This is a genomic window from Hoeflea sp. AS16 (assembly GCF_038900095.1).
GTDB lineage: Bacteria > Pseudomonadota > Alphaproteobacteria > Rhizobiales > Rhizobiaceae > Hoeflea.
Genome location: NZ_JBBMQQ010000006.1, coordinates 24,654 through 36,751 on the forward strand (window position 1 = coordinate 24,654; position 12,098 = coordinate 36,751).

Genomic DNA, 12,098 nt, shown 5'->3' on the forward strand with positions numbered 1-12,098 from the left:
TCGCCAGCATCAGGAGAGTGCGAAACACCACGGTCAGCCGTCGTGTTTTTCCAGGCCTTCTGTCAGTCCCTGAGACTGAGTTAGAAGCCGGATTCGATGCGCTGGAAAACGATATTGGTGAAGGTCGAAATCTGGGCGCCGACGAAAGGCGCGGAGATGGCCACGGTAATGAGAATGGCCACGATCTTGGGAACGAAGGTCAGGGTGATTTCCTGAACCTGGGTCAGGGCCTGGATGAAGGCGATGCCAACGCCGACGAACATTGCGACAAAGACCGCAGGGCCCGAGCAAACCAGCACGGTCCAGATCGCAGTCTGTACAATATCGAGGGCGTCAGCTTCGTTCATCTCAGCTGATCGTCACGCCGGCACCGACCAGAACCTTGCTGCCGTCTTCAAGCACGGCAATAAGTCCGTCAGAAAAGACCTGAACTTCCTTGATAACGCCCGAAACGGTCTCGTCAGCACTGGTAATCGTGCGACCGATGATGGTTCCGGCCTGATTAAGGGTCGAGGACTGAAGCAGGTTTTCCAGGTTTTTGTTGGTCTGGATGGTCTGCTCTACCTGGCTGAAGGTCGCCAGCTGGGCGATCTGCTCGGTCGCGTCCATCGGCTCTGTCGGGTCCTGGTTCTTCATCTGCTGGACAAGCAGGGTCAGAAACGTGTCGTAATCGAGCGTGGCCTTCTTGGATGCGCTTTCAGCTGCCGAACCGGCTGCCGCTGAAGAACTGCTGACTGCACTTACGTCCATGGGGCCAACTCCTTGCGAATCTGTTCGATGGTGCCGGCAGACATTCCGGCGGTATCGAGGATCTGCTCCTCGATCGGGTAGAGCGCACGAATCGCCTTGAGCGCTTCGAAGGCTCGACCCTGGGTGACCATACCATCAATATGCTTGAGCTCGGTAAGAACTTGTTCATTTTTGAAGCAGGTCAACAACATGACGACCGACTTGCGGAACATCCCCATCGCCTGTTCGGCACCTTCCGGGTTGATCAGCATCATCTGGACGATGAAATAGAGCTGCCTGAGCGGTGTGGTTGCCTGTTCGGGCTGCAGAACATGGTTCTCCAGCAGGAAGGTAACGTCATTGAGGAACTCAAGCGCCACCTTGCGGTCGACACGAAGCACCGCCCCGTTGATGAAGATCCGTTCGCCCGCCTTTAGGGAGATGCGCAGAGAGCTTTTCATTTCAAGCCGTCCCTGATGATGATCGAAATATCGATAATGCCCTGGAAATTGTCGGACTCGCGTTTCCGGATCCGCTCGGATTCCTTGATTATCCAGATGCCTATGGAGATCAGGTTAGCCCGGAGCTCCTCGGCGAGTTGATTGTCAGGCGAGGCCAGATCCTCGACAAACCGGACCCAAAGGCGGCTGACAAAGTAGACAGCTTCGATTGCGTCGCGGGATTCAAGACCATTGGTCTTGGCTGCTTGCAGCAGCGAAATCGAATGATTGATAGCCTCACGCTCGCGTTCGCGCGCTTCGGCAACACCATCCTCCTGAACATCCGCATAGGAAAATTGGTACATTCAGACGCCCTTCATGTTTGTCCACTCACGCCCGATAACTCCGGGCCATGCAGCTACAAGTAATTCATCAAACTCATCTGCTGGATCCGGGCCGTGAGCGTGTAGGATGTCTCGACCTGGGCCAGCAAAGATTTCATGCGCGTGGAAGCCTCGTAGGCATCCACACCTTCGACATCACCCAAGTGCAGGGTGATGATACGTAATTGAGATTCGAGCGCGGTGTTTGCCTTGGTGATGCGGTTTTCCGACACCCCGAGCATACTGCGTTCATTGTCGATCCCGGTCGCGGCAGCACCGGCATACTTGATCGCGGAATCATTGAGCGAGGCGCGGACTTCGGCCGAAATCGGCGAATTGAGCAACTCAACTCCGATGACCGCGGCCATCGCAAAATTACGCATCCCCGCAGTGTTGGTGTTGGTACTGGATTCCACCACCTCGTTGATCTTGATGCGGCTTGATATGTTGGTATCCGATGCGCTCGACCAGTTCGTATTCCAGTCGGTGCCGCTGAAGGCCGGCTCGAGATAGTTGTCGAGGAAATCCTGCATGTCGGCGACCGAGATGGTCGAAGCCAGCGGGTCATCCTGGGCAAAACCAAACTTGCTGACAAAGAGCGCATCAAAGGCGACCTTTGGCGGCGATCCTGCCGTGAGAAAATCCTGGAGCGGCTGCGTGTTGGTGTTGATGCCGGCGAACAGATATTCGCCATTGGATGAGGTGTTGGCAGCAACTGTAAACTCGCCGAGAGCCGTTTCTACATCGCGCTGGGCGATCAACAAGCGGTTGGCATCGTCTGATCCACTGACAGCGATGAATGCCCCCATCATCTGCTGGGCGGCATCTGCCATCAGGTCCAGCGCGGACTGGGAAGCCGAAAGCCGCTGGGTCACCAGCGCGTTCGAATCCAGGATAGCTTGCAGCCTGGACACGTCACTGTTGAGGGTGACGCTGTTGGACGCCTTGGCGCCGAGCGCCAGACCGATGTCAGCGTAACGGCCGGTGACAATTTCCGTGTTCAGCTTCTGGATTTCATTCTGCCCGCGGCCGATGGTCAGCCGCATGGCGTTCTGCATTGCTAGATTTGAAACGAAACTCGTTTTCATCTGATTACCTCGCCACCGCCAAGAGGGCCTGGAGCATTTCGTCGACCGCCGTGATCAAACGGGCCGACGCCTTGTAGGACTGCTCCAGTTCGAGCAGGATCGACATCTCTTCATCCAGCGAGACGCTGGTGATGTTCGAAAAGGCCTCGACCGACCGGAACCGCGAAGCCTCGCGTGCTTCAGCTGCCGATTCCGCATCGCTGCGGTTGAGTTCGAGCCAGCCGATCGATTCGGCGGCAAATCCAAGAATGCTGGCTGACGTGGAAATCCCGGCCGCAGCATCGAACGCAACCGGCTCATCAAGAGCCTGCACATGAGCATCCAACAGAGTGGAAAACCCGGAAGCCCCGGAGGGATTGGAGCTGTATGCAGCGCCGTTGATGCCGCCGTCGCGCAACAGATTTGGATCGCCGCCAAGCGACTGTATCAGAGCCGGATTGACCTTTATCGAAGATGCAATACCGGGAATGATCGTTGCGCCAACAGGAACTGCCGGTCCGCCGGACCATGTAAAGAGGCCAGTCTGATCCGGCAGCGCACTGGCCGTCTGATCCGATTCGGCGAATGCGACGACAAGTCCACGCGCGATTTCATCGAGGTGGTCCTGCATTGATGGAGCATAGTCATCACGGATCTGTATCAGCGACTGCAGAGAACCGCGACCAGTCGTGTTGGCACCCTGACCTGCCGCCAGCGGCACTCCATCGATGAAGACCTGCTTGCCGACAAGCGAAGCAGAGAAACCCGATGAGGTTTCAAATTCCACCGGACGCGCCACTGTTTCAAACAGCGTGACGCCATCGCTCGTGTAGAGCGCCATGTCATTGCCTGAGCGGGTAACCTGGGTAACACCGATGATCGACGAGATCTGCTTGATCAACGAATCGCGCTCGTCCAGGTCGGCACTGACATCCTTGCCTGTCTGGGTGCCGCTATAGACCTTGTTGTTGGTGGTTTCGAAGCGCGCGAGCAATTCGTTGAGCTTCTGAACCTGTTCGCCTATCGCCTTGTCAGCTTCATATCTGACACTTTGAACGGACTTTGAAGCATCCTGAAGCCCGTTTGCAACGGTAACCGCATCGGCGATCGCCATTTGAGCAAGCGTGGCTTCACCGGGCTTTGCCGCATATGTCGCGAGAGTATCGCGCATGGTTGCGATCAATACAGCCGGTGACGTTTCGTAATCATTGCCACCCAGTATGTTCTTCAGGTCCGACAACCCGGTGAGCAGGGTTTCCTGAGCACTGGATGTCGAGGTGTCGGTAATGCTCCGCACAAACAGAGCCATATCCTGGGCGCGCTGAATGCTGACGCCCTGCGCTCCGATGGTCGAGTTCGTCAGAACCGCATCCCGCCGGACATAATCCGGATTGGAGGCGTTGGATATGTTGCGCGAAATCACACTTGTCTGTGTCGCATAGTTGGACAGAGACGATTGCGCTGTACTGAGTGCTGATGTCAGAGACATTGACTGTTCTTTCTAGCTCCCGAGTCGAAATTTATCGCTTGAGATTTACGAGGACGTCCAACAGGTCCGAACCGGTCTGGAAGACCTTGGAATTGGCCGTGTAGCTGCGCTGTGACGCAATCATGTCGGTCAGTTCTGTGGCCAGATCGACATTCGATCCTTCAGTGGCGCCGGAGATGATATTGCCGAAGCCGCCCGAACCGCCGAAACCGGTGGTGATGACGCCGGACTCGATGCCTTGCGAGTAGACGTTTCCGGGAAGCGGAATGAGATTGTTCGGGCTGGCGACATTTGCAAGCGCCACGCGGTAGAGCGGCTTCAGGTCGCCGTTCTCATACTTCGCATAGACCGTACCATCAGCGGAAATCTCGACATCGGTCACGGAGCTGGGCGCATTGCCGTCCACATCCGCATCATCGACGGTGAAGGGATAGTTCAGCTGCGTCATGTCGGCCAGGTCGATGGTCAATGTTGCGCCGCCCGGGACGTTGACAACGATATCGGTCGCACTACCGGCATCGAGGGCGCCATTGAGTGCAGGATCGAATGTCAGTGTCTGGCTCTGGAGAAGGGTCGCGCCGCCATAAGGGAATGCCGTTCCCGGCGCGGCGTCCGCACGGTCATAGATGGCCACCTCCCAGACGTCATCGGCAGTCTTGGAATAGTAGATATCGAGCAGAACTTCCTTGCCGACCGTGTCGTACACCACCAGCGAGCTCTTGTGATTGTATTGCGCAGTGGCGGCGTTAGCCGACGGAAGGTCGGCAGCGGGGATGATCGCGGCGCTGTCATCAAGGTTTGCGTAGAACAGACCGGTGGTGGACGGCGTGGCGGTCAGGCCCGCGGAGTTAACGTTCACGGGAACCAGCCCGTCAAAACCGTTGACCACCGGTGCGGGCGTTCCGCCGGTATAGTCGTACCCCATCAGGGTGAAACCGGCCGCGTTGACGAGATTGCCATCGCCGTCTTTGACGAAGGATCCGGCCCGCGTCAGAAACGAGCTGTCATTGCCGTCATTGACGATGAAGAAGCCGTCGCCATCGATCGCCAGGTCGGTATTTGACGTGGTGAATTCGAGAGGGCCGGCATCGGTAATGGAATAGCGGACACTTGTCTGCACCGCACCGGAGTTGTAGGTGCCGGCGCTGCTGGGCAAAAGGAGCGACGAAAATGCCGTGCTCGCCTTTTTGTAACCAGGCGTGCTGGAGTTCGCAATGTTGTCTGCAACGGTGCTCAGGCGGTTGGCTTGTGCGTTCATACCAGACGCACCGGTTTGCATCATTCCATAAAGGCTCATCGCGTAATCCCTCGTTTGCTACTGCGATTTAGATTAGCTCGCGGGCCTTGCGTGAACCTGATTGCCTGTGATGCATTTGGTGTCGGCCAACTGATTTTTGCCAGCTGGCCAAAGCCCGCTTACTTCCAATCGATCAGGTATCCGAGGAACCGCTTTGAATCGATCGGATCAAAACCCAGACGCTTGCGCAGCTTCTTGCGCAGCTTGGAAATGTGGCTCTCGACAACGTTCTCTTCCACGTCTTCATCGAAGATGCCGTAGATAGCGTTGAAGATCTGCTGCTTCGTCACCCGGCGACCGCGGTTTGCGACAAGATACTCAAGGATGCGGCGTTCGCGCCGCGGAAGCGCAAATGTGCGATCCTCGATTTCCGGATCCCGGCCATCGGAAAAGACCCGGATAGGACCGATTTCGATATGGGTGGTGATTGCCTTGAGCCGGCGGCGGATAGCCGCTGCCCGCGCCAGGATTTCCCGGGGATGGACCGGCTTGCGCACCACGTCGTCCACGCCGCTGTCGTAAAACGCCAGAGTGGATTCAAGTGACGGCGTATCGCTGACCGCGATCACCGGAGCCTGCGAACGATCACGGATCGCCCTGGGCAAATCCATCATCTGCTTGCCATGCCCGATCAGGAAAGCCTCAACGGCCTCGAGATCCGAATCTGCCGCCGCATGCACCCACTCGCCGAACTCAATGGAATCGAAGCTCGCCGATGGAACCCCTTCCCGCCCGAAAAGTGATGTGTACCCGTCTTTTACCAATTGTCGATCATCAACCACTACGATCATTCGTTCGCCTCCGAATCAGTGTGGTGCCCCGTTGACTAAGAAGTACGAATCCGCTGAATCTTGGTAAACTATGAAATGAATCCGGTGACAATTAATAATTGATTAACCATATTTTCCGCTGATTTGCCTAGATATGGTATGTCTTGGCGGCGGCAGACACAATTTTGTTGGGAAAAGTTAACAAAAGGTTAATTTTTTCCTTGCGTCGTTTAGAAACGCCTAAATCTTAACAAATTGTTACAAATCGGGCAGGAAGATGGCGGCTGCTATTTCTGGTTGCATTATCCGCAGAACGATTTGGCCTGTTTTGTCCATGCTCCGTGACCGGTTGCGATCAGATTTGCGATCACCCGGCAAACATATCTCTTCTGTGCCGGGTCGTTGTTCGGGCCGGCGTGATAGCGCGCGACTGCCATTGTCCATGTTTCATGGCGCGCGTGCAGCCGGGCAAGAAAGCGGGCGGCGTATTCGACATTGGCGTGAGGGTCGAGCATTGCGCTCACCGACGGGAATTCAGCGCCATGATAGCGATGATTGATCTGCATGCATCCGAGATCGATCAGGGTCTTGCCCTCGGCTCGGGCCTTTTCGAACTCGCGCAACGCTTCCCGGCGGTTTTTCGCATAGACCGTGCGGCCTTCGATATTCAGGGCGTAAGGGTAGAGCGATCCCTTCCGCCCGGTCTCGGTCAGGCCGACAGAATGGAGGATACCCGGGGGCACGCCGTGAGCTCTTGCCGCGGCGAGAATTTCAGCCTCGCAGACACCCGTTGCCGCTTGTGCCTGGCGTGGCGCCAATCCGTCAGAGATAGACGCCGTCAGTGCGGCCAGTACCAGGACCAGCATACGAACCTTGGTCATGGCCTTGCCCTCCCTGGGTGCCGGATCCCTGCTGCCTTGCATTGTTGCGACCGTTCTCGCTGCCGGAAGACTGTGCATCACTTGACCCCGGACCCTGCTGGTTTGGCTGGAACCCCTGCTGAGCGGTCTGGTTTGATGCGCGGTCAGATCCGGTGACATGCTGGACCGTGATCTGCTCAACACCGAACCCCTGCCCGCGCAGAGCCTTGATAATGGACTCATTGTCTTGCTTGATCTGCCGGTAGGCTTCAGCGGTCTGAACCTTGATTTCGACCGACAGGTCATCACCGGAAAGCTTCAGTACCGCGGTGACGCTGCCAAGCGAGACCGGATTGAGCTGAAGCTTGAGGGTGTGGAGTGTCTGCCCTGCCTGCGGCGCCCCGGTCTGGGCAAGCGGCTGGGCCGGAGCGGTGCGCTGCGCCGTCAAGGCGGTATTGCCGGCATCCACCAGCGTACGCGTCAGCAACTGGGCGTTTGCCGACATGTTCTGGACCGGCATGAACCGGCGCGATTCAATCACTTCGACCTTGCCACCCTTGGGGTTCATGGCCTCGTCACTGCGCCGGTCAGCGGCCTCGCCCTGCCTGCCTGCATTGCGGCCCCGGATCCTGACATCTTCAGCCGGCCGGGCTTCACCATCCATACCGAGGGCGCGCATGGCTTCCTTGATCGCGGACTGATCCTTCTGCCGGTCAGAGCCAGGCTCTGCAGCCGGAGCCTTTGCCTGAGCCTGGGTACCCTGCCCTGCCGAGCCCGCGGCGGCAGCTGAGGCCAAGGCGGCGGGCGCTGCGACTGATGATCTTGCATCAACGTCGGCCTGTTGACCCGCCTGGGTCCCGCTTGCCTGAACAGCGGCTGCCTTTTGCGCGTCGGCTGACTTCTGGGTATTGGCTGCCTGCTGAAGCAGGTTGGCGGCGGCCGTCTCTGTCTGGGCCTTGGCGCTCTTGGCGCCGGCGGCCTGCAAGCCGGCTTCGCTCACATCATCAGTTTCCGTCATGGCCGGCATGTTCGCAACGGCAACAACGGCCGGCTTGCCGGCGGGCGTTTCCTCTGCCACATCGGCATCAACCGCGTCTTCGGTTGCAATCTCTTCCGTCTGCGAATTCTTGCCGAGATCGGCGTCATCGGAATAGGCAGCGCTCGACATCAAGCCCGACAGCAGGTTGAGAACCTCGTCTGACTGTCCGGAATTGGAGGCGAGCTGATCGTCAGGTTCCGTGGTTTCGGCGCCTGTATCGGTTTCGCTATTCGAACCGACCCGGTCGCGCTCGGCTGTTGCGCTGCGCTTCTCCTGCGAAAGGGCAGCCGAGAAAGCATCGTTCCTGTTGTCTCCGGCAGCATCCGCGCCAGCGGCCCCTTCGCCAATCCTGGCGACCGGCCGTGCAGGTACTTGCCGCTGCAATACCATATCAAGTGCACTCACGACGCTTTCCTTCCCAATTCACTCAAGCAGCTTGTCTATACGCTCGAGCGCTTGCTTCCGGTCCGACACATAACCCTTGAATGCTTCTTCTTCTGCCGCCAGGTTCACCTCTTCAGCGGCAGTGGTCCGTCTGAAGATCGAGCTTCCGGCTTTCTTCTCTCCGCCGGTTGCGATCTTCGGGCTATCACCACCCTGCCGCATTTCCGGTTGCGCTATCATGGATGGCAATGCTTGCGTGAAGCTGTCGGGTATAGGTTTCCTGACAACCTCGCTCGCGACGACCTTTGCCGCCTCGCGCAATGCACGGTCACGCCGCGACAAGCGCGCGCCCGAAAGCGAGTTTATGCTTTCAAGAACATTGCCAACGCCATCAGTGGGTATTTTGGCCATGCCCGAATAGAGCTCGGCCATTGCCTGGGGCGTCTTGTCATTGGTGCCCAGCAATGCCTCGGCCTTGTCGGAGGCAAACACCGCGAGTTCGCGAAGGCCGGTGATTGCCGCCTTGCGGGCGATGCGGAGATAGATCTCGCGCTTTCTCGGACGGTCCATGAACGACAGGATTTCGCTCAGCCCCTCGTCGCCGACTTTCTCGTAATTGAGGAGCACGAGATCAACCACAAGATCGGCATACTGGCCGGCATAGGGAGAGTTGATGAACCGGCGCGCGTAAAGCTGCGCGTAATGCAGTGCCTCGTCGACCATGTTCTTTTGCGCCGCAATGAACAGCGACCGCCTCAGCGCAGCTTCCTCGACCAGGGTTCCCGGAGCGGTCAATCTCGCCCAGTCGAACAGCTCCAACGCGGCCACGTCATTCATCGAGGCCATGACATTGGCGGCCACCAAAGTGATGTAGGGGCCGATCTCGGTATCGCGATAGATCTTGACCACGTCGGTCAGCGCCGTCTTGGTCCTGGCCGCACGGCCGTTCAGATAGGCGCGGAGAACGGTGGTGACTTCATTGTCGAAATTGCCGAACTTGTCCTTGATTGCCAGAATGTCGAGCGTCGCCGGATTGCCGCCGCTCATGGCATAGATCAACGCCGCGTCGACATTGCGGGGGTCGTCAAAGACGGACTGGTCGGCCTGTCGAAGACGGCTGTCGATGACGCCGATGAGAAAGCGTTGCATCTCCATCGCCGAATGGTCGCCCTGCACCACGGCATCCTGAACAAACTGCAGCGACCGGACCAGTTTGTAAGGCTCGAGCGCCTCCATCTGGTCTTCCATCTCGAAACCGGCCACTTCACCAGGTTCCGAAAAGGGCGCCTTGACGCCTTCAGCTGCATCGGTCTTGTTCTCGTCCGTGCCGGCATGGGCTGGCCCGGCTTCATTTCCGGCTTCGCCTTCATGCGGCTTGGCCGCCGTGTCGGCATTGTCTTCCGGCGCTGCTTCGGAACGAACGTTCGGGAATGCTTCCGCGCCGTGAAACAGCTCGAATGGCAGCGGAGCCTCCGGCTCTTCCGCACACGCTCCAAACGCAAACATCGCCGCGATAACGGCGAGGCTCACAGGCGCAATTTGTCCGGCGCGCCGCACCATCAGCTCCCTTTGGCCTCAACCAGAATCTCTATCCGGCGGTTGACCTCGGAATAGGGATTGTCCGGATCCTTGAGACGGCGGTCCGCAAAGCCGGTGACCTGGGTGATGCGTTCTTCGGGCACACCGCCGCGAACCAGCATGAACAGGGCGGAATGCGCACGCGCAGTCGACAGGCGCCAGTTGTCATCATTGCCGGATGTATAGGGCCGGGCATCGGTGTGACCGCGGATGGCGATCGCTCCGGGGCGCTTTGCCAGCAACTCGCCGATTTTCTCCATCGCGACCACGAGATCCCGTCCGGGTACAGCCGAGCCGACATTGAACATGCCGAAATCGAGTTGATCGGTAAGCGAGACCAGCAGGCCACCCTCGGCAGGCGTCACCGTGAGACCTTCGGCGAGCTTGCCGACCCCACCGCCGAGCGCCTTGGCGATTTCCTGCTTGAGGACTTCGGCTTCGGCTTCGATCTTTGCCTTCGCCTGCTCGGCCTTTGCCTGCTCTGTCTCCTTGCCGGTACCGCCCTCGCCGGCGATCTCGGAAGCCTTGTTGCCCTGCGGTCCATCCTGCGTCTTGCCGCCAAAGTTGCCGGCCTGGGCATAAGGATCATCCTGCAGGCCGAAATCATCAACAGCGTCAGGTGGAGGTATGTTTCTCAGATTGTCTTCGGACTCGACCATCGACTGCGTGTCTTGCAGGGACTTCTTGTCCTGCTCGACCTGCTTCGACCAGAAATCCGGATCGAACGGATCGCGATAGGCGTCGCCGCCGGAAGCGCCCGTAGACGGTCCGGATTGGGCGGCTCCGCCGTCGCCCTTTTCGGAGATGTTGGACTGGGTTCCGGTTTCCTGGGCAATTTCGGCCAGAACCGAGAACGGGTTTTCGAAATAGTCGGATTCCGAATAGTCCTGCTTTTCGCCCGCCGAAGCGTTTTCCTGGTTGCCTGCATCGGCGCCCTGTCCGTCAGTTTTCCCGTCACCGTCGGTCTTGGATTTCGGCGCCTTGGCCTCACCGTCCTGGGTGTTGCCGACCTGCTTGATGCCGCGGTCGGTCGGCTTGTCGTCCATCAGCTTGATCGGGTTGAAGTAACTCGCGACGGATGCCTTGCTTTCCTCGTTGGCGGCATTGACCAGCCACATGACCAGGAAGAAGGCCATCATGGCTGTCATGAAGTCGGCGTAGGCGATCTTCCAAACACCACCATGGCTGCCATCGTCTTCACCACCACCACGCCTTTTGACGATGATGATTTCATTCTTGCCTTGGTGTGTTGAGTCGCCTTCTGCCATCAGAGAACCCCGGCAAGGGCTTGGGACCAGTCGGACAAGCGGCTGGCGAACTGGGTGCGGTTGACTTCGATCTCGATGTCAAATCCGTCGGTTTCCTCGATGGTCATCCGGTCGGCGTCTATACCTATCTGCTCCCGGAAGGCGTTGACGAGCGCTTCCGGACCGGTCACCCGGATCTGGCTGGCATTGTCGAGCGCGAGGATCTTGCGGATCTCGTCGGACAGGCCGGAGAGAACGCGCTTTCGCACCGCCTCGTCGATCAACGGCTTCAACACGGCCTCGACATCGCCGGCAATCAGCTCAGCGATTTCCGCGCTTCTGGCGGCAATGGCATCCGGGATGGTCTTGGCGGCGTTCGTTTCCAGTTCCACCCGCAATGCTTCCAGTTCGGCTGCGTGGAGGTTTTCTATGGCGAGATGCTCGGCTTCGAATTTCTTCGTCAGCTCTGCCCGGGCTTTCGCTTCGCCTTCAGCCCTGGCCTCGGCGCGAATGCTCTCTGTGTCTATATGTGGCAATGCCACGGGTTTTTCATCGTCATTCACATGCTGGTCAGCGTGAAACCCGCTCATGTCAGTGAATTCGAAATCAGGAAGATACCGTGCGAAACTGGCCGTCATGAGCCTCTCCGATTGGTGGCGATTGCTGACGATAGCCGGATCAATGTCTTTCCCTTCAAATTCAGAAGGCGGGGACTGTGGAATCCGACTGCGCCTTCATGCGCGTGAGAAACCTAGAGAGTTAAACTTGTGTGAGAATGACCTCAGGCTGCCCGACCTGATGAGAAATGTCGTCCC

13 protein-coding genes are annotated in these 12,098 nt (G+C 58.2%); all 13 read right to left on the minus strand.

Features of this window, described 5'->3' with window-relative positions; translation table 11 throughout:
• Window positions 1-80 precede the first annotated feature (80 nt).
• Window positions 81-347 carry a flagellar biosynthesis protein FliQ gene (gene fliQ / locus WNY80_RS15220; protein WP_342888254.1) on the minus strand — a complete coding sequence of 89 codons (267 nt, stop codon included), beginning with the start codon at window positions 345-347 and terminating at the stop codon, window positions 81-83.
• 1 nt (window position 348) lies between these two features.
• On the minus strand, window positions 349-750 hold the full coding sequence (gene flgD, locus WNY80_RS15225; protein WP_342888255.1) for a flagellar hook assembly protein FlgD: 402 nt from the start codon (window positions 748-750) through the stop codon (window positions 349-351).
• Window positions 741-1,190 (minus strand): flagellar biosynthesis repressor FlbT, encoded by a 450-nt coding sequence (gene flbT, locus WNY80_RS15230; RefSeq protein WP_342888256.1) that lies wholly within the window; start codon window positions 1,188-1,190, stop codon window positions 741-743. Before flbT ends, flgD begins: the two co-directional genes overlap by 10 nt.
• Entirely contained in the window at window positions 1,187-1,534 is a 348-nt protein-coding gene (flaF, locus tag WNY80_RS15235) for a flagellar biosynthesis regulator FlaF (RefSeq protein ID WP_342888257.1), read from the minus strand. The genes flbT and flaF overlap by 4 nt, the downstream gene beginning before the upstream one ends.
• 53 nt (window positions 1,535-1,587) lie before the next feature.
• Window positions 1,588-2,640: a flagellar hook-associated family protein gene (locus WNY80_RS15240; protein ID WP_342888258.1), complete on the minus strand. Its 1,053-nt coding sequence runs from the start codon at window positions 2,638-2,640 to the stop codon at window positions 1,588-1,590.
• Between the two features lie 4 nt (window positions 2,641-2,644).
• Window positions 2,645-4,108 (minus strand): flagellar hook-associated protein FlgK, encoded by a 1,464-nt coding sequence (flgK, locus tag WNY80_RS15245; protein ID WP_342888259.1) that lies wholly within the window; start codon window positions 4,106-4,108, stop codon window positions 2,645-2,647.
• Window positions 4,109-4,139: 31 nt separating this feature from the next.
• On the minus strand, window positions 4,140-5,405 hold the full coding sequence (locus WNY80_RS15250; protein WP_342888260.1) for a flagellar hook protein FlgE: 1,266 nt from the start codon (window positions 5,403-5,405) through the stop codon (window positions 4,140-4,142).
• Between the two features lie 119 nt (window positions 5,406-5,524).
• The gene (locus tag WNY80_RS15255) at window positions 5,525-6,196 is read right to left on the minus strand and encodes a response regulator transcription factor (RefSeq protein WP_342888261.1); all 672 of its coding nucleotides are present in this window, start codon (window positions 6,194-6,196) and stop codon (window positions 5,525-5,527) included.
• 281 nt (window positions 6,197-6,477) lie between these two features.
• Window positions 6,478-7,056 carry a transglycosylase SLT domain-containing protein gene (locus WNY80_RS15260; RefSeq protein ID WP_342888262.1) on the minus strand — a complete coding sequence of 193 codons (579 nt, stop codon included), beginning with the start codon at window positions 7,054-7,056 and terminating at the stop codon, window positions 6,478-6,480.
• On the minus strand, window positions 6,998-8,479 hold the full coding sequence (locus WNY80_RS15265) for a flagellar hook-length control protein FliK (protein ID WP_342888263.1): 1,482 nt from the start codon (window positions 8,477-8,479) through the stop codon (window positions 6,998-7,000). Before WNY80_RS15265 ends, WNY80_RS15260 begins: the two co-directional genes overlap by 59 nt.
• 18 nt (window positions 8,480-8,497) lie before the next feature.
• A complete protein-coding gene (locus WNY80_RS15270) occupies window positions 8,498-9,988 on the minus strand; it encodes a chemotaxis protein (RefSeq protein ID WP_342888264.1) in 1,491 nt (496 codons plus the stop codon).
• A gap of 29 nt (window positions 9,989-10,017) precedes the next feature.
• Complete coding sequence (locus tag WNY80_RS15275) at window positions 10,018-11,304, minus strand: MotB family protein (protein ID WP_342888265.1); 1,287 nt, start codon at window positions 11,302-11,304, stop codon at window positions 10,018-10,020.
• Window positions 11,304-11,921 carry a hypothetical protein gene (locus tag WNY80_RS15280; protein WP_342888266.1) on the minus strand — a complete coding sequence of 206 codons (618 nt, stop codon included), beginning with the start codon at window positions 11,919-11,921 and terminating at the stop codon, window positions 11,304-11,306. The genes WNY80_RS15275 and WNY80_RS15280 overlap by 1 nt, the downstream gene beginning before the upstream one ends.
• Window positions 11,922-12,098 lie beyond the last annotated feature (177 nt).